This window comes from Pseudomonas sp. Z8(2022) (assembly GCF_025837155.1).
GTDB lineage: Bacteria > Pseudomonadota > Gammaproteobacteria > Pseudomonadales > Pseudomonadaceae > Aquipseudomonas.
In genome coordinates this window covers 1983949-2003405 of record NZ_CP107549.1, presented here as the reverse complement: position 1 = coordinate 2003405, position 19457 = coordinate 1983949, and the positions used below count along the sequence as shown (strand labels likewise).

General features: G+C 62.6%; 17 protein-coding genes. 9 read left to right on the top strand and 8 right to left on the bottom strand.

Going from position 1 to position 19457, the window contains the following annotated elements:
- The first annotated feature begins 26 nt into the window (after positions 1 to 26).
- The 3 genes from OEG79_RS09470 to OEG79_RS09460 all read left to right on the top strand — a co-directional run bounded on the left by OEG79_RS09470 (position 27) and on the right by OEG79_RS09460 (position 2969).
- On the top strand, positions 27 to 365 hold the full coding sequence (locus tag OEG79_RS09470; protein ID WP_264148468.1) for an antibiotic biosynthesis monooxygenase family protein: 339 nt from the start codon (positions 27 to 29) through the stop codon (positions 363 to 365).
- Between the two features lie 183 nt (positions 366 to 548).
- Complete coding sequence (locus OEG79_RS09465; protein ID WP_264148467.1) at positions 549 to 815, top strand: DUF2790 domain-containing protein; 267 nt, start codon at positions 549 to 551, stop codon at positions 813 to 815.
- Between the two features lie 246 nt (positions 816 to 1061).
- Complete coding sequence (locus tag OEG79_RS09460; RefSeq protein ID WP_264148466.1) at positions 1062 to 2969, top strand: patatin-like phospholipase family protein; 1908 nt, start codon at positions 1062 to 1064, stop codon at positions 2967 to 2969.
- Positions 2970 to 2987: 18 nt separating this feature from the next.
- Here the strand turns inward: OEG79_RS09460 and OEG79_RS09455 are convergent, their stop codons facing one another.
- The 6 genes from OEG79_RS09455 to OEG79_RS09430 form a co-directional block, all read right to left on the bottom strand.
- Positions 2988 to 3992 carry an ABC transporter substrate-binding protein gene (locus tag OEG79_RS09455; protein ID WP_264148465.1) on the bottom strand — a complete coding sequence of 335 codons (1005 nt, stop codon included), beginning with the start codon at positions 3990 to 3992 and terminating at the stop codon, positions 2988 to 2990.
- Between the two features lie 205 nt (positions 3993 to 4197).
- Entirely contained in the window at positions 4198 to 5064 is an 867-nt protein-coding gene (locus OEG79_RS09450; RefSeq protein WP_264148464.1) for an ABC transporter permease, read from the bottom strand.
- A gap of 13 nt (positions 5065 to 5077) precedes the next feature.
- A complete protein-coding gene (locus OEG79_RS09445) occupies positions 5078 to 5947 on the bottom strand; it encodes an ABC transporter ATP-binding protein (RefSeq protein WP_264148463.1) in 870 nt (289 codons plus the stop codon).
- Between the two features lie 4 nt (positions 5948 to 5951).
- The gene (locus tag OEG79_RS09440; protein WP_264148462.1) at positions 5952 to 6995 is read right to left on the bottom strand and encodes an ABC transporter substrate-binding protein; all 1044 of its coding nucleotides are present in this window, start codon (positions 6993 to 6995) and stop codon (positions 5952 to 5954) included.
- Positions 6996 to 7051: 56 nt separating this feature from the next.
- Positions 7052 to 7942, bottom strand: a complete 891-nt coding sequence (locus OEG79_RS09435) for a TauD/TfdA dioxygenase family protein (RefSeq protein ID WP_264148461.1) — start codon at positions 7940 to 7942, stop codon at positions 7052 to 7054.
- Between the two features lie 310 nt (positions 7943 to 8252).
- Positions 8253 to 8750, bottom strand: a complete 498-nt coding sequence (locus OEG79_RS09430; protein ID WP_264148460.1) for a hypothetical protein — start codon at positions 8748 to 8750, stop codon at positions 8253 to 8255.
- 208 nt (positions 8751 to 8958) lie between these two features.
- Between OEG79_RS09430 and OEG79_RS09425 the strand changes: the two genes are divergently transcribed.
- The 3 genes from OEG79_RS09425 (at position 8959) to OEG79_RS09415 (ending at position 11755) form a co-directional block, all read left to right on the top strand.
- Positions 8959 to 9777 carry an AraC family transcriptional regulator gene (locus OEG79_RS09425; RefSeq protein ID WP_264148459.1) on the top strand — a complete coding sequence of 273 codons (819 nt, stop codon included), beginning with the start codon at positions 8959 to 8961 and terminating at the stop codon, positions 9775 to 9777.
- A gap of 176 nt (positions 9778 to 9953) precedes the next feature.
- Positions 9954 to 10787, top strand: a complete 834-nt coding sequence (locus tag OEG79_RS09420; protein ID WP_220803279.1) for an oxidoreductase — start codon at positions 9954 to 9956, stop codon at positions 10785 to 10787.
- A 26-nt stretch (positions 10788 to 10813) separates the two neighbouring features.
- On the top strand, positions 10814 to 11755 hold the full coding sequence (locus OEG79_RS09415; protein ID WP_264148458.1) for an AraC family transcriptional regulator: 942 nt from the start codon (positions 10814 to 10816) through the stop codon (positions 11753 to 11755).
- Between the two features lie 133 nt (positions 11756 to 11888).
- On the opposite strand, the gene OEG79_RS09410 is transcribed toward OEG79_RS09415, so the two are convergent.
- Positions 11889 to 12758: a LysR family transcriptional regulator gene (locus tag OEG79_RS09410; protein WP_264148457.1), complete on the bottom strand. Its 870-nt coding sequence runs from the start codon at positions 12756 to 12758 to the stop codon at positions 11889 to 11891.
- 82 nt (positions 12759 to 12840) lie between these two features.
- Here OEG79_RS09410 and OEG79_RS09405 point away from each other — a divergent pair, with 82 nt between their 5' ends.
- The gene (locus tag OEG79_RS09405) at positions 12841 to 13761 is read left to right on the top strand and encodes a DMT family transporter (RefSeq protein WP_264148456.1); all 921 of its coding nucleotides are present in this window, start codon (positions 12841 to 12843) and stop codon (positions 13759 to 13761) included.
- Positions 13762 to 13804: 43 nt separating this feature from the next.
- Here the strand turns inward: OEG79_RS09405 and OEG79_RS09400 are convergent, their stop codons facing one another.
- Positions 13805 to 14734, bottom strand: coding sequence for a LysR family transcriptional regulator (locus OEG79_RS09400; protein WP_220803283.1), 930 nt, complete (start codon positions 14732 to 14734; stop codon positions 13805 to 13807).
- Positions 14735 to 15126: 392 nt separating this feature from the next.
- Between OEG79_RS09400 and OEG79_RS09395 the strand changes: the two genes are divergently transcribed.
- Positions 15127 to 16170 carry an efflux RND transporter periplasmic adaptor subunit gene (locus OEG79_RS09395; RefSeq protein ID WP_264148455.1) on the top strand — a complete coding sequence of 348 codons (1044 nt, stop codon included), beginning with the start codon at positions 15127 to 15129 and terminating at the stop codon, positions 16168 to 16170.
- Entirely contained in the window at positions 16167 to 19337 is a 3171-nt protein-coding gene (locus OEG79_RS09390; RefSeq protein ID WP_264148454.1) for an efflux RND transporter permease subunit, read from the top strand. The genes OEG79_RS09395 and OEG79_RS09390 overlap by 4 nt, the downstream gene beginning before the upstream one ends.
- The last annotated feature ends 120 nt before the right edge of the window (positions 19338 to 19457 follow it).

Sequence of the window (19457 nt, the reverse complement as noted above, 5' to 3'; positions counted from 1 at the left end):
AAAACTGACTCCAGAGGAATACCGCAATGATTTATGAAATCGCAGTACTGCCAGTTCACAGTACACATATCGAACAGTTCAAACAGGCATTTGCCGAAGTAGTTCACTTGCTCCAACGCGCCAAGGGCTACCACGGCCATATGTTCGCGCAGGGAATCGAAAGCCCCGAGACGTTCAACCTGATCGTTCGTTGGGCGTCACTTGAGGACCATTCACCGGGTTTCGAAGCGAGTGACGACCATCAGACTTTCATGCTGGGCCTGGAGCAATACTTCTCGCAAGAACCAACTGTCTACCACATTCAGGAGGCCGCCTTTACCACGGGAAACGACCAAGACTTCGATATTGCAGTGCCAAAAGCTTAAGCCCGCAGCCCTGACTTCGCTGCTACTCTTGGCCACCATTTGATCTGGCAGTATTTGAAACACAAGTCTGTCAGATCAACTCCTGAACACAATTCCGTCGTTTTGCTCCGAGAGTGAGTTGGCAACCACACTCAACTCTCCCGGAGGCATTCAACATCCATTTATCCTTTCCGGAGTTTGAAGATGATCAGCAAACATGTAAAAAATCTGGCAAACATTCTAATTACCAGCCTTGCCTTGCTTCTATCCGGCAATGCACTCGCTGAAAGCCCGGCCACCATTTACAAGTATGGATTGAAACTTGATGTATCCAGGGTTCTGTCCATATCAAAGCCCAAAACCCATACCTGCAAGCCTGTGGATCACCTGATGAAATACATAGACTCTGCTGGAAACATCCAGACCCTGAAATTCAAGGCTCTCTCTGATGCCTGCAGCAAAGGACACTGATATAACGCTAGTGGCGCCAGGGAAGGCAATTTGCCATTGAGAACAAGATCGTCCAGCGCTTCCACTACCACACCACCATCCTTAGCCTGTGGCGACTACTTCTAAACGCTGACTCCCTCAATACAATCGATGCCCCGGTGCGATGCGGTTTCGGCGCCAGCGCTCGCTCGCAATACTGGCATATAGCCGCCAAAGCCGAGTTATCATGCCAGCGCCCGCGTTCGGCATGACGACAAGGAGCAGTAGATGAACGATTCGCGCCAAGCGGTGTTCGCCAGGGAATGCGACCTGATCATGAAGGGCGGTATCACCAGCGGCATCGTCTATCCGCTGGCCATTACCGAGATCGCCAGGGCTTTTCGCCTGCGCAGCATCGGCGGCACCAGTGCCGGTGCCATCGCCGCCGCGGCAGCAGCCGCCGCCGAACTCGGTCGCCAGCGCTTCCAGAGCGGGCAATTGAGCAGCGACCCGGACGGCTTCGCCGAAATCGAGCGCTTGCCCGAACATCTCTGTACCCCAGCAGCGGAGGGACATGGCACCAAACTGCTGGCCTTGTTCAAACCCGTTCCCGCACTGCGAACACTGTTCGACACCTTCATCGCCGCCCTCGAAGCCAAGGGCAAGGGGCCGCGCGCGCAACTGCTGGCGCCCCTCAAGGTGATGCTGACGCGACACAAGTTCGCTGCGCTGATCGGCGCACTGGTGGCGGGTGGGCCTTTGTGGGCCAGCGCCATCGCCGGCAGCAGCCTGCTGGTGTGGTTCTGGGTGTTGTCATTTGCGGCGCTTGGCGGCGTTTTTGCCGCAGCCTTGCGTGTGCTGCTGCCCGCGCTGCGGCAACTGCCGCAGAATGGCTTCGGCCTGTGCAGCGGTTTGTCCGACGCCGATGACAAGGCGCCGGATGAAGCCCTGACCAATTGGCTGACCCACTACTTCGATCGTCTCAGCGGGCAGCAGGCGTTCTGTGCGCTGCATCCGGAGGCCATCGAATGCGAGCGGCCGCTGACCTTCGGCGATCTGCGCGCGCACGGCATCGATCTGCAGGTGATGACCACCTGCCTGAGCATGGCGCGGCCGTTTCGCCTGCCATTTCGCGATGACGATCAGGTACGTGAGAACAACCAGTTCCATTTTCGCGAGGAAGAGTTTGCCCGCCTGTTCCCGCGCCGCGTAGTGGCCTGGATGCGCGCACGCCAGCGCCCCGGTTGCGATGAACGTAATGACGGCTACCTGCGTTTGCCCTTGCCCGACGATCTGCCGGTGATCGTCGCGGTGCGCATGAGCCTGAGTTTTCCGCTGCTGCTCAGCGCCGTGCCGCTGCACGCCGTGGATTACCGCAGGAACGAGAGGAAACTGGAGCGCTGCTGGTTCACCGATGGCGGCATCAGCTCCAACTTTCCCATTCACTTCTTCGATGCCGCCCTGCCCCGGCGCCCCACCTTTGGCCTGGACCTGGGACCGACCGACGGCGCGGATGAGCAGCGCGTGCGCTTCCCGCGCAACAACGGCGATGCGCGGCTCGCCTACTGGCGGCGTTTTCCGCAAAACGGCCTGCCGGCGCTGCGTGGTTTTCTGGCCCAGCTCAGCAACGTGGCCAAGGACTGGAACCACGAAACCCTGTCGCTGATGCCAGGCTTTCGCGACCGCATCGGCCTGATTCAGCTGACCCGCGAGGAAGGCGGCCTCAACCTGACCATGCCGCCCGAGCGCATCGCTCGCCTGACCCGTTATGGACGCGAAGCCGGCCAGCAGTTCGTGCTGCGCTTTGGTGATCCGGCTTGCTGGCAGCCCGGCGCCAAAGCCTCGCCGATGAACTGGGAGAACCATCAGATCATCCGCCTGCGCCTGCAGTTGGCCAGTGTTGCCGAACAACTGCAAAGCCTGGAGCGCGCCTGCCGCGAACTGCACGGTACCGCGCACGACTACCAGCGCTTCTTCACCCCGGAGGCCAAGCGCTACAGCTACCCCTTACGGGGACTCAACGACCTGGCGCAGGACCCGGACAGCGGCCTGTACCGCACTCAGGCCGGGCTGGCCAGGGCCATGCTCGATCAGCTGAGGGCAATCGCCCAGATGATCGAGCAGCACCCCGACCACCACCCGGCCGGGAATGCGCCCAAGCCCACTCCCGAACTGAAGCTGCGGCCACGCATTTGAGGCTGGCCGCAGAGGCGATCAGCTACCCGGATTGGCCTGGGCCTCTTCGAAAAAGTAATCCTTCCACGACGCGGCCTTGTTCTTCAACACGCCCAGCTCATGCAGCTTCTCGGCATAGATGAAGGTGCGCTGCGGCGATACGGTGAAGTCGTTTTCCGGGTCTTCGATGATCTTCTTCACGAACTCCAAGGGCAGCTTGGAGTTCTCCACGCGGATGTAGATCTCGGCAGCCGCGGCCTTGTCCGCCTTGATGATCTGTTCGGCCTCCACCAGGGCGTCATAGAAGGCCTTGTAGGTCTTCGGGTTTTCGTCGTGGAACTTCTCGGTCGCATAGAGCACGTTGAAGGTTGCCTGGCCGCCAAGAATGTCGTAGCTGCTGATCAGCTTGTGCACATTGGGATTTTCCAGCGCCTGGTACTGGAACGGCGGGCTGGAGAAGTGCGCAGTGATTTCCGAACCGCCCTTGATCAGCGCTGCCGTGGCATCGGGGTGCGGCAGGCTGATGGAGATGGCGTCGAAGCGCTGGAAATCGTCCTTGCCATAGCGCTTGGCCGCCTCGATCTGCAGGGTGCGCGACTGGAATCCGACCCCGGCAGCCGGCACCGCTAGGCGATCCTTCTCGCTCAGATCGTCCAGCGACTTCACGTCGTCACGGTTGCTTAGCACGTAGCCGGGCAGCGAGCCCAGGGCCGATACCGCCTTGACGTTCTGCCGGCCGTAGCTGCGATCCCATACGGTGAGCATCGGCGGCACACCGGCCGAAACCACGTCGATGGCGCCGGCCAGCAGCGCCTCGTTCATTGCGGTGGCACCGGAAATGGTGCGCCACTCGACGTCGATCTCATCCAGCCCCTGAGCCTTGGCGTGCTTCTCGATCAGTTGCTGATCCTTGACCACATGCAGCAGCAGATAGCCGATGCCGAACTGCTGGGCGATGCTGATCTTGCCTTCGGCCTGGGCGGACAGCGGCAGTGCCAATGCACCGAGCAGGCCCAGCGCGGTGGCGATGCGGGATTTTTTCATGGTTTCTCCTGTGTGCCTGGCCTTGGCTGGCCAGGCGGTTAAGTGTCAGTTGTGCTTCGAAGCCAATGCTGGCTCGCGTCGTGCGTGGCGGCAGGGATCACCCTGTAGGAGCGGCTTCAGCCGCGAGCTTTCGTCTACCTGCCGCGGCTAAAGCCGCTCCTGTTGGTGGCACGTCGCTTGTGGGCTACGGCTTGCGCTGCTGGACTCAGCGCTGCATCCCCCAGCGCTTGACGGTGACCCGCTCGATCGTGGCGAACACCAGGTTTTCCACCAGCAGGCCGATAAGGATCACCGCAGCAAGCCCGGCGAAAACCTTGTCGGTGTACAGCTCGTTGCGGTTCTGGAAGATGTACCAGCCCAGGCCGCCCTTGCCGCTGGAGGCGCCGAACACCAGCTCGGCGGCGATCAGCGTGCGCCAGGCGAAGGCCCAGCCGATCTTCAGGCCTGAAAGGATCGACGGCAGCGCCGCGGGGATCAGGATGAACAGCACGAAGCGCAGGCCCTTGAGACCATAGTTGCGCCCGGCCATGCGCTGGGTTTCCGAGACTCCGAGAAAACCGGCGTAGGTATTGAGCGCCAGCGCCCAGAGCACCGAGTGCACCAGCACGAAGATCAGGCTGTTCTCGCCAAGACCGAACCACAGTAGTGACAGCGGCAGCAGCGCGATGGCCGGCAGCGGGTTGAACATCGAGGTCAGGGTCGACAGCAGGTCGCGCCCCAGCTGGGTCGACACCGCCAGGCTGGTCAGTGCAAAGGCCAGGCCGATGCCGAGCAGATAGCCCTTGACCAGCACCGACAGCGAGATCGCCATCTTCTCCAGCAATTCGCCACTACCAATGCCCTCGAAGAAGGCGCTGGCCGTCTGCAGGAAGCTGGGCAGCAGCAGGTCGTTGCCCTGGTAACGTGCCGCCAGTTCCCAGATCAGTGCCAGGGCCAGCAGGATCAGCGTCTTGCGCAGCCAGCCCTGTTGCCACAGGCGTTGCAGCAATGGCAGTTCGCGCTCCAGCTTGAGATCCGGCAGCGGTTGCAGCGGTATTTCGTATTCCTCACGCCGTGCGGGGGAAAGACTCATGGTTGCACTCTCCTCAGTAGGCGATACGGATGTCATGGAAACCCAGCTCGGCAGCGGCGCGTGCGCCCTCCTCGCTGTCCTCGTCGAACAACAGACGATGGATGCGCTGTGCGGTCTGCTGGAACGCCGAGCCGCCCAGACTGTGCAGGTCGAACTGGTGGCTGCCCACCTCCGCCCTTACCCGCCCCGGGTGTGGCGACAGCAGCAGGATGCGGTTGCCGACGATCAGCGCCTCCTCGATGGAGTGGGTGACGAACAGCAGGGTGAAGCGCACTTCCTCCCACAGCTCCAGCAGCTCTTCCTGCATCTTGCGGCGGGTCAGTGCGTCGAGCGCGGCAAAGGGCTCGTCCATCAACAGGATCTTCGGCTGCATGGCCAGCGCACGGGCAATCGCCACACGCGCCTTCATGCCGCCGGACAATGTGTGCGGATAGGCGTCGGCAAAAGCCGCCAGGCCGACCTTTTCCAGGTAGTGCAGCGCACGCTCCTCGGCCTCGCGGCGCCCCAGGGTGCGCGAAGCCAGCAGCGGGAACATGACGTTCTGTTTGACCGTTTTCCAGGGTGGCAGCTGGTCGAACTCCTGGAACACCACGATGCGATCCGGCCCGGGCTCGCGTACCTCGGCGCCATCGAGGCGAATGCTGCCGCCTATCGGCTCGATAAAGCCGGCCACGGCCTTGAGCAGCGTGGATTTGCCACACCCCGAAGGGCCAAGCAGCACGAAACGATCAGAGCGATCCACCTCGAAGCTGACTTCGTGGGTGGCGCGCACTACGCGCTGCGGGGTGCGGTATTCAAGGCTGACCTTCTCCACCTCGAGCAGGGTGTCGAAGGTGCCGGTGGGGTGCGTGCTGACCGTGTGGCCTTGCAGAGCGACATTCATGAAATCAACTTCCTTGGCCGATGGCGGCGTCTTCGAAGAAGTAGTCCTGCCAGGAGGCCGGCTTGCTCTTGATCGCACCAACGCGATGGAGGAATTCGGCCAGCTGGTAGGTATTGGTGGGAGTGACACTGAACTGGAAGCGCTCGTTGTCGATGATCTTCAGCAGCGCTTCACGGCTGATCTTGGCGCCGGTCACGCGGATGTAGGTGTCGGCAGCCGCGCCCTTGTCGTTCTGGGCGAATCGGGCGGCCTCGGCCAGCGCAGCGACGAAAGCCTTGTAGGTCCTGGGGTTGTCGTTGCGGAACTTCTCGGTGGCATAGAGCACGGTCGGCGAGTTCGGCCCGAGCAGCTCGTAAGTGTCGAGCACCACGTGCACATCGGGATTCTCCAGCGCCTGGTTCTGGAACGGCGGGTTGGAGAAATGTCCGCTCAGCTCGGTGCCGCCAGACAACAGCGAGGCGGTGGCGTCCGGGTGCGGCAGCGCCACGGTGTACTTGTCGAGACGGTTGAACTCGTTGTCGCCCCACTGCCTGGCGGCGGCGTACTGCAGGAAGCGCGACTGCACCGATACGCCCACCGCCGGCACGGCGATGCGATCCTTGTCGGTGAAGTCGGCAATGGTCTTGACCTTGGGATCATTGCTCAGCAGGTAGTACGGGAAGTTGCCCAGCGAAGCCACGCCCTTGACGTTCTGCCTGCCCTGGGTGCGATCCCAGACGGTGAGCAGCGGGCCGATGCCGGCACCGGCGATATCGATGGCGCCGGACAGCAGCGCATCGTTCACCGCCGAGCCTCCGGAGAGCTGCTGCCAGTCGACCTTGATGTCCAGCCCCTCGGCCTTGCCGTGCTTCTCGATCAACTGCTGGTCACGCACCACGTTGAGCAGCAGGTAGACGATGCCGAACTGCTCGGCGATGCGAATCTGCCCCTCGGCGTGCGCCGCCTGAGGCACCGCCAGCGAGCTCGCCAGCAGGCCCAGGGAAAGACCGATGGCCTCGGGCAGCCGGCCAAAACGCGGAACGAAGGTAAAGCGTTTGCCTAGAGACATGGTGTGACTCCATTCGGACTAGAGCAGGAAAAGGGGCATGAACGCGATGCGGCGGATCAGAACGGCACGTCGCCCTGAATCGTCGTGCGGTGCATGCGCCGGCGCAGGTGGCTCGGGCAACCGGTGGCCAGGTGGATCAGCGCGCGGTTGTCCCAGAACACCATGTCGTGCGGCCGCCACTGGTGACGGTAGATGAATTCGGGCCTGGCGCTGTGGGCAAACAGCTCGGCGAGAATCTGCCGGCTCTCGTCCTCGGGAATGTCGAGAATGTGGGTGGTGAAGTTCTCGTTGACGAACAGTCCCTTGCGTCCGGTTTCCGGATGGGTACGCACCACCGGATGGACTACGGCCTTGACCTCGGCCAGTTGCGCCTCGGTCAGCGTCGGGCGGCGAATGCCGGCGAACACCTCATCGGCGTAACGCGCCGTGTAGGAATGCGCGGCACGCTTGCCCTCGATGGCCTGGCGCAGCTCGGCCGGCAGGGTTTCATAAGCCAGCTGCTGACTGGCAAACAGGGTATCGCCGCCCTCTTCCGGCAGCTCCTGCGCCAGCAGCATGGAGCCGAGGCTGGGGAACTCCTTGTAGGACAGATCCGAGTGCCAGAACTTGCCGGCATCACCCAGACCGATGGGCTGACCGTTCTCGACGATGTTGGAGATGATGAAGATTTCCGGGTGATCGGCGAGCAGGAACTGCTTGAGCACGTGAATCTGCAACGGGCCGAAACGGCGACTGAAGGCGATCTGCTGTTCAGGGGTGATGCGCTGGTCACGGAACACCAGCAATGCATGATCGAGATGGGCACGATGGACGCGGGCAAACTCTTCATCGCTGAGCGGCCGGGTCAGATCCAGACCGATGATCTCGGCACCCACCGGGGCGTCGAACGAGCGAACTTCAAACGACTGCGCCGACGCCGAGGGGATGGAATGAGCTGCTGCCGACATAGAAAACTCCATGCAAGGGGCGCCAATCGGCGCATCACTTTGACCGGCCGGGATTCGGCCATGTATTCAGTGCGGCGCGCCGATTGGTCGGCAGGTACGCATGGAGCGAACTTTATAGATATAAGAAAACCAATTTAAATATTGTTTAGGAATATTCATATGACTTGTTTCGCCCCATGCCTTCGGCTGCCTGCTCGACACTGCCGAGCTCGCTGATCATTGTGCGTCGCATCAGCAATCTCCCGAAGCCGATGCATCCGACTCCGGGAAGAGTGAATACGAGGCAGAAACCGAGCCGGCAGCTGGACCGCTAGCTGACGACACGGCGCAGCTGCGCACCTTGTCTGCGCAGGTAAAGAACCTGAGTAATGATCCCGATGATCAGAGCAATCAGCAGACCGACTTGGGTACCGATCAGCAAGGGCGCGTGCGGGTCCGTGACGACCGGGTGTCCGTCCGGCACGCGACGCAGCACTTCGGAAGCGGTTGGCAGCATGAGCAGGAAGACGGTTGCGCTGAGCAGGATGGTTTCCAGATACCCCCCTGCTCGCCTGAAAGCAAACACACGACCGACCCCGTAGCCGGCCAGCAGCAACACCAGAGTCAGCGCTGCAAAAGCGGCACTGACGGGCTGCCTGGCGATGATGAACACAGAGGCAGCACCGATCACCATCGATACCAGGTAGATCAGGCCCGGCGTGGAACGGGGAACGATGCGCCCGTGACGTGCAAGCATGTAGGCGGCTGCCGGAATAGCGGGCAGGCTACCCAGTGTGTGTACCCAGCCAAGGGCAGAAATTCCGAACATTTGGCAATTCCTCTGTTTGGATGATCGGCATAGATCACGACAGCCGGGGCGGGACTCGACTTTCCAGCTCAACCTGGCGGTGCTCTATGATTCCGGTCACACGTTAATCGACGCATGGCCGGCGCTACATGACCGATACGCTCAAATCCTTGATCATTCCTCCGGAACTACAGCTGAAGGCCTCGCGAGCGGGGATCTGCTCTCCCAGGTGCTCGCCCAGATACGACTGACAGGGGATCGTGTGTACTCGTGTGTGCTGAACGCTGGAGAGTGCCTCCAACTGGACAGCAACAGCGCACACGTTTGCCTGATGCAGTCCGGCCGGTTGCACATCCGCACAGGCGACGAGAGCGCACTCGCGATGGAGCCCGGCGATGTCGTCCTGTTGCCTCACAGCGCATCCACTTTGGAACTCCAGTCCGAGGATGAACCAACGACACTGGCCATATGCCGCTTCTGGTTCGATGCAGGCAGCTTCAGGGCCATGCTGTTCGCGCTCCCTTCGCTGATTCATATCCGTCAGGTCGACGCCGCGCCATGGTCCGAAGGCTTGCTGCACTTCATGCTGCTGGAGGCCGACGACGTGCAGCCAGGTGGTGCATTGATGATCTCGCGACTGATCGACCTCACCGTCATCCGCATTCTGCGGACCTGGGTTCAACAGGGTGCCGCCTCGGGATGGCTGGGCGGTCTGGCCGACGCCCGTATAGCTCGCGTGCTCAGGGCCATTCATGAACAGCCCAGGCAGAACTGGCGCGTCGATGCACTGGCGGCAATGGCGGGCATGTCACGCTCCAGCTTCTGTGAGCGCTTCAGCGCGCTCGTCGGCCGCTCACCTTTGCGCTATCAGAACGAATGGCGGCTCACGCTGGCCAGAACCTTGTTGACCACCCAGGACCGCCGCATCAGCGACGTGGGATTCTCGGTCGGCTATGAATCCGAGGCGGCGTTCAGCCGCGCTTACAAGGCATTTTTCGGTCGATCTCCGCGACAGGATCGCAGCGCGCTGAGTGCCACTGAAGCATAGGGCGTAGCCTCACTTCCGTTTGGCCAGGCTTGTCTGCACCATTCCCGCCGACACCGCGCAGATCAGCCTGCCACGAGTTTGATAGGAACAGGCAATACTGGAATCCGATCCGGCATCGTTCCCTCATCCCCGTCGCCCTAGCATGACCGCTCACCATTTCCCCTGGGAGCGCCCACATGAATGCTCAGAAAACTCTCTTCATCACCGGCGTCAGCAGTGGCTTCGGCCAGGCCCTCGCGAGAGAAGCCCTCGCCCTGGGCTATCGCGTGATCGGCACGGTTCGCAGCGAATCGGCCCTCGCCGCCTTCGAGGCGCAATCCCCCGGGCGAACCCATGGCGTAATGCTGGACGTGACTGATTTCGACGCAATCGATGCGGTGATAGCCGTCGCAGAGGAGCGGCACGGTCCGGTGGATGTGCTGGTGAACAATGCAGGTTATGGCCACGAAGGGATTTGCGAAGAATCGCCGCTCGCCGAGATGCGTCGCCAGTTCGACGTCAACGTATTCGGTGCAGTGGCCGTAACCAAAGCCTTCCTCCCCTATTTCCGCCGTCGTCGCGCCGGGCACATTCTGAATATCACTTCCATGGGTGGCTACATCACCATGCCGGGAATCACCTATTACTGCGGCAGCAAATTCGCTCTGGAAGGCATCTCCGATACGCTGAGCAAGGAGCTTGCGCCCTTCAACATTTCTGTCACAGCGGTGGCGCCGGGATCATTTCGTACGGATTGGGCAGGCCGTTCGATGCAACGCACGCCGCGCAGCATCAGTGACTACGATGCAAGCTTCGACCCGGTGCGCAAAGCACGTGAGGAAAAGAGCGGCCATCAGCTGGGGGACCCGCAGAAAGCGGCACGCGCCATGCTGACCATAATCGCCAGCCCCAGCCCGCCGGCTCACCTGTTGCTGGGCAGCGATGCCCTGGCCCTGGTGCGTGAAAATCTGCATCGCACGGCAGAGAGTATTGAGCAATGGGAAACGCTTAGCCGCTCTGCGGATGGCTGAGCATGAGCAGCGAGAGGTGTCAGCCGATGGTCAGATCCAGCGACCCGATTACCCAACGCATGGTGCGGCTGATGAGCCCGCTGGCGCCGCTGGAGGGTTACAACCTGAGCCAGCTGGACGACGTCCGCTTTCTGCGCTCCAACCGGCCACTGACGCGAACCCCGGCGCTGTACGAGCCGGGTATCGTCATCCTCTGCCAGGGACGCAAGCGCGGTTACATGGGCGACGAGACCTACGTCTACGACGCCCAGCACTATCTGGTGGTGTCGGTGCCGGTTCCCTTCACCATGGAAACCGATGCCAGTGAGGCGGAACCCATGCTGGCGGTTTACATACGGCTGGATTTCACCCTGGCTGGCGAGCTGATTCAGCAACTGGACGAGCTGCGGGGTTTCCGTACAGCGCAACCGATGGGCATGTACGCCTCCCCCATGGATGAACCGCTGCGCCAGTCGACACTGCGCTTTCTGGAGATCATGTGCGACCGGACGGACGCACAGGTCATCGGCCCAGCGATGCTTCGAGAGCTCTACTACCGCATCCTTGCCGGTGAGCAAGGCGGCACCCTGCGCGCGGCAATCGCCCGGCAGGGGCCGTTCGGCAAGGTCACGCGCGCGCTGCACAAGATCCACAGCTGTTACCACGAGCGTCTGGATGTAGCCACCCTGGCCAGAGAAGCGCAGATGAGTGTGCCCAACGTTCATCGACACTTTCGCAAGGTGACCGACTCATCACCGATTCAGTATCTGAAGTCGACGCGCCTGCATCAGGCGCGATTGCTGATGTTGCGTAACGAACTTACGGCAGCCAAGTCGGCATTCCTGGTCGGCTATGAAAGCGCCTCTCAATTCAGCCGCGATTTCAAACGCTTTTTCGGTCGCACACCCTCAGCGGAAGTGGCGTGGATGAAACGAACCTATGCGCTGCCGGCCCCAGCAACCCCGTCGCCTTACGTGTCATCGCACTGAGCTTCCATCCAATCTGCGGCGCTCAAAGCTTGAGATGTGGCACGCAGAGGTAGAAACGTGCGTTCAAGAAACGAAAGAATGGATGGGACGGTCGTCGCCGGAGCGTCTGCTATCTGGACCCCACAAAAAAGGATCACCCCCTGCCGGATGATCTGAGCGTCCTGATAAGAAGCTCTCTGAGGCTGTTCACCGCTTTGGAATTGTGCGACGCCCGGCTCCGGTAGACACCAACTTCCACCGGTTCCAGAGGCCCGAGACCATGTTCAAGGCCCAGTATCTGCAAATGATCCGGAACGCTGCAGCGGGTCAGTACTGCGATAGCCAATCCGCTTTCGACTGCAGCGAACTGCCCGGCCAGGCTGGAGCTGTTGTAAACCACCTTGTAGCGACGCCCTTGCAGGGCGATTGAATTGAGTGCATTGCGACGTGCCAGACTGGCGGCTTCATAAACCGCAATCGGCAACGGGTCTCGGCGCCAGAGTTCGAATTGCGCGGAGCCCACCCATACCAGAGGTTCATGAAAGAGAAAGGTGCCTCGCCGGGCGTGATCACGGGAAACCAGAGCGAGATCCAGGTCCCCGCTTTCCACCCGAGGAATCAGTGCGGTCGACTGTTCACAGTTCAGCTCGATCTCCACACCGCCATGACGTGGCGAGAAACGCTTGAGCACCGGCGTGAGGTATCTGGCGGCATAGTCGTCGGGCACACCAAGGCGTATGCGACCGGTGAGCTCCTCGCCATGGAAAGCGGCCTTGGCCTCTCCGTGCAAGTCCAGCATGCGCCGGGCGTACCCCAGAAGCTTCTGCCCATCGACAGTCAGCTGAAGGTGCCGGGGGCCTCGTATCAGCAGCTGCCGGCCGACGGCCGCCTCCAGTTTCTTGATCTGCATGCTTACCGCCGACTGGGACCGGTACACCTCCTCGGCCGCGCTCGACAACGACCCCGTGTCGACAACCGCGACGAAACACTTGAGCCAGTCGATCTGCAGGTCACGATCGGCCATAGCCGCACCATTTCGTTAATCGAATAGATGCTTGCAATATTATTCGCTTCTCGTAATTTGTGCCCGGTTTCATGCTGGGGGCATGAAAACATCCAACCAGGCCGTCGCCAACGGCTACTCCACCGCTCAAGGCAGCCTCGAAAAGGGAGGAACCCAGGCGTTTCTTCTGGGTAGCCTGATCCTCGGCACCGTTGGTGTCTTCGTGCACGAGGCCAATGCCGACCCGCTGACCGCAACGTGGTTTCGCTGCGTTTTCGGCCTGCTCGGCCTCACGCTCTGGGCTGCCTGGCGTGGGCAACTGGGCGATCTGCGGCGTTACCGTGCCCCCGGCTTTGCAGTACTTGCGGCCGGCGTGCTGATGGTGACGGCGTGGGGGTTGTTCTTCGCGGCTATCGAGTACGTGTCCGCCGGCATCGCCACGGTACTGTTCCACGTCCAGCCGCTGTGGGTGCTGCTGCTAGGTGCCTTCTTCCTGAAAGAGTCCATCGCCAGGCGACGCATCGCGGCGGTGCTGATCGCCATGCTTGGCCTGGTACTGGCCACCGGGGTGCTCGAACATCTTTCGCTGTTCGGCGCCAGCCAGCCTGCCCAGGCCACATACTGGCTGGGCGTAGCCTTCTGCCTGATCGGTGCACTCTGCACTGCCTGCGTCACCATAGTCGCCCGGCAGGTGCGGCATATGCCTGCCGGCATCCTTGCCTGGTGGCAGTGTGCAGTTGGCGCAATAGCCTTGTTCGCCTGGCCAGCCCTCAATGGCTGGCCGGAAATGGGCATGTCCTGGGTATGGCTTTCGGGGCTCGGTCTGATTCACACCGGGCTCGCCTATGGTCTGATCTATGCCGGCATGGCACGCCTGAACACGGATCGGATCGCGGTGTACCAGTTTTTCTATCCGGCAGTCGCCATCATCATCGACTGGCTGTTCTACGGGCAAAGCCTGGGGGGCCTGCAATTGACCGGTATCGCGATAATGCTGGTCGCGATCTGCTATGCCGAACGCTAGCCGGCTCCTGTAATTGCAAGCCGGGGCCTAGTGCCCTGTCATTTCAGGACATTCCGGAAGGTGAAAGCTTCCACTGTGGTTCCATCTCTGCCACACGCTGCGCAATCCAGTCGCTGAAAGCGCGTACGGTTGGTGAGAGGTGGCGGTTCTTGGGGTAGATGATCGACAGCGGCACTGTCGGCGCCGTGAGATCTGGCAGAACCTGGCGCAGTTGACCGCTGCGCAGGTAAGGGATCACCAGGTAACTTGCTGCGCGTATCAGCCCAAGCCCTTCCAGCCCGCAGGCGAGATAGCTGTCGGTATCGTTGACGGTTATCCGCTCCTGGATAGGGGCTGCCGCTTCCTCGCCTTCGATCACAAAACTCCAGTGCGCCCGACGGCCGCTGCGGTTGGACAGGAAGCCCACGGCATGATGATGGCGAAGGTCATCCAGCGACTGCGGCTCACCGTGCATCTCCAGGTATGCAGGCGAGGCGCAGGTGACCCAGTCGAAGCCTGCTATGCGCCTGGCCACGAGTGTCGTCGAGTCTTGAGGTACGCCAGCCCGAATCACGCAGTCGACCCCCTCTTGCACCAGGTCTATGGTCCGATCCCCTAGAGACAGCGTTATCTCCACGTCAGGATAGGCAGCCAGGAAGTCCCGTATCGCCGGCACGACGATCAGGCGCGCGAAGGAAGATGTCATGTCCACGCGCAGCTTGCCGCGGGGCCGCCCGGCCCGGGCGAACGAAGACTCGAGCTGCTCGATTTCGGCCAACAGTTTCCGGCAGTGGTCATAGTAGAGGCTGCCATCCGGAGTGAGGCTGATGTGACGGGTGGTTCGCTGCAACAGGCGGACGCCGAGGAAGGCTTCAAGCTCCTTGATGATGCGGGTCACGGTAGACGGTGGCATCTCCAGACTTTCGGCCGCCCTGCTGAAGCTGTGTACTTCAACCACGCGACAGTACACATGCATAGCCTGCAGTCGATCCATTTCTCTTGATCCTCATTGCATATGGAGGTCGGAACCTGCGATGCCCGCCCCTCGCCCCACCTAATCGACACCCCAATATCCATCGCCGCATTATTCCAGAACCAAGCAGAAAAATATTTCAACCCACCTGATAGAACGCATTTAAACGGCGTCATTCTCTATTCGATTATTCCATTTCTGATAATAGTAAAAGCCGAAACCACGCCTATATCTTCAGGCGTGCCTGGCAGAGACTGCGCCGAGATCTACAGCGTTTGCAGGGTCCTGCCATGTTCACTTCTTTCAACAGTCGAGCTTCCATACCGGCCGCGCTCTTTGGCACAGCCGTCCTGACACTGGCGGGATATGCCCTCCTCAACGAGGGCATCTCTCAGGCAGAACCGGCAGACCCCGTGCCCGTAGTGGCTCGTCCCGCTACAAGCAGGCAGGTCACTGACTGGGCCGAATACTCCGGGCGGCTGGAGGCTGTCGAACGCGTTGAGATTCGTCCGAAGGTCGAGGGAACCTTGCTGGCCGTGCATTTCCGCGACGGGCAGCTGGTGCGCCAGGGCGACCTGCTGTTCACCCTCGATGCGGCGCCCTTCGAGGCCGATCTCAGGCGCGCCGAGGCGCTGCTGGCGCAGGCCGAGGACCGCCAGCGCTTCACCGCCCGGAATCTGGAGCGCGGTCGGCGCCTGATCCAGGCCAACGCCATCGCCAAACGCGACTTCGACGCCCTGGAGAATGCCGCCCGGGAAGCGCGCTCGGCGGTTCAGGCCGCCAGGGCGGTGGTCGAACGTAGCCGCCTGAATGTCGACTACACCCGCATCACCGCGCCGATCTCAGGGCGCGTTTCCCGCCCGGAGATCACCGCCGGCAACGAGGTGAAGGCCGGCGGGGATGCACCGCCGCTGACTTCCATCGTCAGCCTCGATCCGCTGTATGCCGCGTTTACCATCGATGAGCGCACCTACCTGCGCTACGTGGGTGCCCGTCGCGGCACGGACCCGCTGCAGGTGCAGGTCGGTCTGGCCGGTGACGACGGCCATCCCCTTGTCGGCCAGCTGTACTCCCTGGACAACCAGCTGGATACCCGCACAGGCACCCTGCGCGTGCGCGCCCTGCTGGCGAACCCCGACGGTCGCCTGGTCCCCGGGCTGCAGGCCCGGGTACGCATGCAGATCAGCAATCCGTACCAGGCGACCCTCGTGGACGAGGCGGCGGTCGCCACCGACCAGGACCGCCGTTTCGTGCTGGTGGTGGGTGACGACGGCCGGGTCGAGTACCGCCGCCTGGAGCTGGGCAGCCGGCAGGGTGACCAGCGCGTGGTTCGCCAGGGCCTGGAGCCCGGTGAGCAGGTGATCGTCGAGGGCGCCCAGCGCGTACGACCCGGCGATCTGGTTCGGGTCGAGCAGGCCGCACCGGCACTGGCCAGCGAACAGGAGGGCGCCCGATGAACCTGTCCCGCTTTTTCATCGACCGGCCGATCTTCGCGGGGGTGATCTCCGCGCTGATCTTCATCGCCGGGGCCATCGCGATGTTGGTCCTGCCCGTCTCCGAGTATCCGCAGGTGGTGCCGCCGTCCGTCGTCGTGCATGCCCAGTATCCGGGCGCCAACGCCACCACCCTGGCGCAGAGCGTGGCCGCGCCGATCGAGGAGGAGGTCAACGGCGTCGAGAACATGCTCTACATGCAGTCGCTGGCGAATGCCGACGGCAACCTCTACCTGACCGTGACCTTCAAGATCGGCACCGATCCGGATCAGGCCCTGCAGTGGGTGCGCAACCGCGTGGAACAGGCCGTGCCGCGGCTGCCGGAGGACGTGCAGCGCCTGGGTGTCACCACCATCAAGAGCTCGCCGAACATCACCCTGGCCGTGCACCTGGTTTCGCCCAACGGGGAATACGACGCCAATTACCTGAGCAACTACGCCATCCGGCATGTCCGTGACCGGCTCGCCCGCATCGATGGCGTGGGGCAGGTCAATCTCTGGGGGCCGGGCGCGTACGCCATGCGTATCTGGCTCGATCCGGGGGCGGTGGCGGCACGCGGTCTCACCGCGGCCGAGGTGGTGGCGGCGATCCGCGAGCAGAACGCGCAGGCGGCGGTGGGCAGCATCGGCGCGGCGCCGATGGTCGAGCAGGCTCCGTTCCAGCTGTCGGTCAGCGCGGACGGCCGGCTGCGCAGCGTCGAGGAGTTCGGCGACATCGTCCTGCGCGCCGAGCCTGACGGTCGCACCACATTGCTGCGCGACGTGGCGCGCATCGAGCTGGCTGCCCAGGAGTACGGGGTGCGTGCCTATCTGGGCCGGGACGCGGCCGTGCCGCTGGCGATCATGGAAGCGCCAGGGGCCAATGCCCTGAATATTGCCGCCAAGGTGCAGAGCACCATGGAGGAGCTGAAGATCCGATTTCCCGCCGGGCTGGACTACCGCATCGTCTACAACCCGACCCGCTCGGTGCAGGCGAGCATCGACGCCGTGGTCCGGACGCTGTTCGAGGCCATCGGGCTGGTGGTGATCGTGGTATTCCTCTTCCTGCAGACCTGGAGGGCCTCGATCATCCCGCTGCTGGCCGTGCCGGTGTCCATCGTCGGCACCATGGCCTGCCTGTACCTGTTCGGCTTCTCCATCAACGCCCTGAGCCTGTTCGGCCTGGTGCTGGCCATCGGCATCGTGGTGGACGACGCCATCGTGGTGGTGGAGAACGTCGAACGCAACATCGCGCTTGGCCATGCGCCGCGCGAGGCCACCTACCTGGCCATGCGCGAAGTGAGCGGCCCGATCATCGCCATCGCCCTGACCCTGGTGGCGGTGTTCGTGCCGCTGGCCTTCCTCTCCGGGCTGACCGGGCGTTTCTACCAGCAGTTCGCGGTGACCATCGCGGTGTCCACCGTACTGTCGGCGATCAACTCGCTGACCCTGTCGCCGGCGCTGTCCGCGCTGTTGCTCAAGTCCCACGGAGAGCAGAACGACTGGCTGTCGCGGGCGATGCAGCGGGTGTTCGGCGGGTTCTTCGGACGCTTCAACCGCGCCTTCACACGGGGTTCGGAGCGCTACGGGCGGGGCGTGGCGCGGCTGGCCGGGCGCAAGAGCTTGGTAATGGCGATCTATGCCGGGCTGCTGGGCGTTACCGTCCTGCTCGGCAAGGCGGTTCCGGGCGGTTTCGTTCCCGCCCAGGACAAGGAGTACCTGATCAGTTTCGTGCAGCTACCGGCCGGTGCCTCGCTGGATCGCACCGACGCGGTGCTCACGAAGATGACCGAGATCGCCCTGGACGAGCCGGGCGTGGCCTCCACCTCGTCCTATGCCGGCCTCTCGATCAACGGCACCACCACCAGTTCCAGCTCGGGGCTGTCGTTCATCCTCCTCAAGCCCTTCGAGGAACGCAAAGGGCTGAGCGCCGACGCCATCGCGGCATCGCTCAATGCCAAATATGCCGGTCTGGAAAAGGCCAGCTTCGCTGCGGTCTTCCCGGCGCCGCCGGTCATGGGCCTCGGCTCGCTGGGCGGCTTCAAGCTGCAGCTGGAGGACCAGGGCAATCTGGGCTATGACGCGCTCTACAAGGCGACCCAGGACTTCATCGCCGAGGCGGCCAGGCAGCCGGAGCTGTCGCCGCTGTTCAGCACCTACCAGATCAACGTGCCGCAACTGCGCATCGACCTGGATCGCCTCAAGGCCAAGCAGCTGGGGATTTCCGTCAGCGAGGTGTTCCAGACCCTGCAGGTCTACCTGGGCTCCTTCTACGTCAACGACTTCAACCTGTTCGGCCGGGTGTACCAGGTACGCGTGCAGGCGGATGCGCCGCATCGCGCCCACCCGGAGGACATCCTGCAGTTGAAGACCCGCGCCGCCGACGGCCAGATGGTCCCGCTCGCGGCCTTCGCCAGCGTGGAGCAAATCTACGGTCCGGAGCTGGTGACCCGCTACAACGGCTTCACCGCCGCGGACCTGAGCGGTGCACCGGCGCCCGGCTACTCGTCGTCGCAGGCCATGGCCGCCATCGAGCGGGTCGCCGCGAAAACGCTGCCGCCGGGCATCGGCTACGAATGGACCGACCTGACCTACCAGCAGATCATCGCCGGCAACAGCGCCCTGTGGATCTTCCCGCTCTGCGTGCTGCTGGTGCTGCTGGTGCTGGCCGCGCAGTACGAAAGCCTGACCCTGCCGCTGTCGGTGATCCTGATCGTGCCGATGAGCCTGCTCTCGGCGTTGCTGGGCGTCTGGCTGACGGCAGGGGACAACAACATCTTCACGCAGATCGGGCTGATCGTGCTGGTCGGTCTGGCCTCGAAGAACGCCATCCTCATCGTCGAGTTTGCCCGTGAGCTGGAAATCGCCGGTCATTCCACGCTGGATGCCGTGCTGGAAGCCTGCCGGCTGCGCCTGCGGCCGATCCTGATGACCTCGCTGGCCTTCATCATGGGCGTGGTGCCGCTGGTGGTCTCCCACGGCGCGGGCGCGGAAATGCGCCAGGCCATGGGTATCTCGGTGTTCTTCGGGATGCTTGGCGTCACCTTCTTCGGGCTGTTCCTGACGCCGGTGTTCTACATGGTCATGCGCAGCTTGTCAGGCCGGCCTTTGCGCTCTGTAAAAACGTGGAACGGTAGTGCCCAGGCGCACTGAGTGCAGGCGTCCCCCCCGCCCGCCACGCCTGTTATCCCGCTGGGTGACGAACCTGGGAGCAACGCACGGACTTCAGGCCGGCTCCATCTGCGCGGTGCCGTGCAGCAACACGCGAGTTGC

Bases quoted from the DNA above. Each gene is read 5' to 3' on its own strand.
- OEG79_RS09470 (WP_264148468.1), top strand. From the start codon at position 27: ATGATTTATGAAATCGCAGTACTGCCAGTTCACAGTACACATATCGAA.
- OEG79_RS09465 (WP_264148467.1), top strand. From the start codon at position 549: ATGATCAGCAAACATGTAAAAAATCTGGCAAACATTCTAATTACCAGC.
- OEG79_RS09460 (WP_264148466.1), top strand. From the start codon at position 1,062: ATGAACGATTCGCGCCAAGCGGTGTTCGCCAGGGAATGCGACCTGATC.
- OEG79_RS09455 (WP_264148465.1), bottom strand. From the start codon at position 3,992: ATGAAAAAATCCCGCATCGCCACCGCGCTGGGCCTGCTCGGTGCATTG.
- OEG79_RS09450 (WP_264148464.1), bottom strand. From the start codon at position 5,064: ATGAGTCTTTCCCCCGCACGGCGTGAGGAATACGAAATACCGCTGCAA.
- OEG79_RS09445 (WP_264148463.1), bottom strand. From the start codon at position 5,947: ATGAATGTCGCTCTGCAAGGCCACACGGTCAGCACGCACCCCACCGGC.
- OEG79_RS09440 (WP_264148462.1), bottom strand. From the start codon at position 6,995: ATGTCTCTAGGCAAACGCTTTACCTTCGTTCCGCGTTTTGGCCGGCTG.
- OEG79_RS09435 (WP_264148461.1), bottom strand. From the start codon at position 7,942: ATGTCGGCAGCAGCTCATTCCATCCCCTCGGCGTCGGCGCAGTCGTTT.
- OEG79_RS09430 (WP_264148460.1), bottom strand. From the start codon at position 8,750: ATGTTCGGAATTTCTGCCCTTGGCTGGGTACACACACTGGGTAGCCTG.
- OEG79_RS09420 (WP_220803279.1), top strand. From the start codon at position 9,954: ATGAATGCTCAGAAAACTCTCTTCATCACCGGCGTCAGCAGTGGCTTC.
- OEG79_RS09415 (WP_264148458.1), top strand. From the start codon at position 10,814: ATGGTCAGATCCAGCGACCCGATTACCCAACGCATGGTGCGGCTGATG.
- OEG79_RS09410 (WP_264148457.1), bottom strand. From the start codon at position 12,758: ATGGCCGATCGTGACCTGCAGATCGACTGGCTCAAGTGTTTCGTCGCG.
- OEG79_RS09405 (WP_264148456.1), top strand. From the start codon at position 12,841: ATGAAAACATCCAACCAGGCCGTCGCCAACGGCTACTCCACCGCTCAA.
- OEG79_RS09400 (WP_220803283.1), bottom strand. From the start codon at position 14,734: ATGGATCGACTGCAGGCTATGCATGTGTACTGTCGCGTGGTTGAAGTA.
- OEG79_RS09390 (WP_264148454.1), top strand. From the start codon at position 16,167: ATGAACCTGTCCCGCTTTTTCATCGACCGGCCGATCTTCGCGGGGGTG.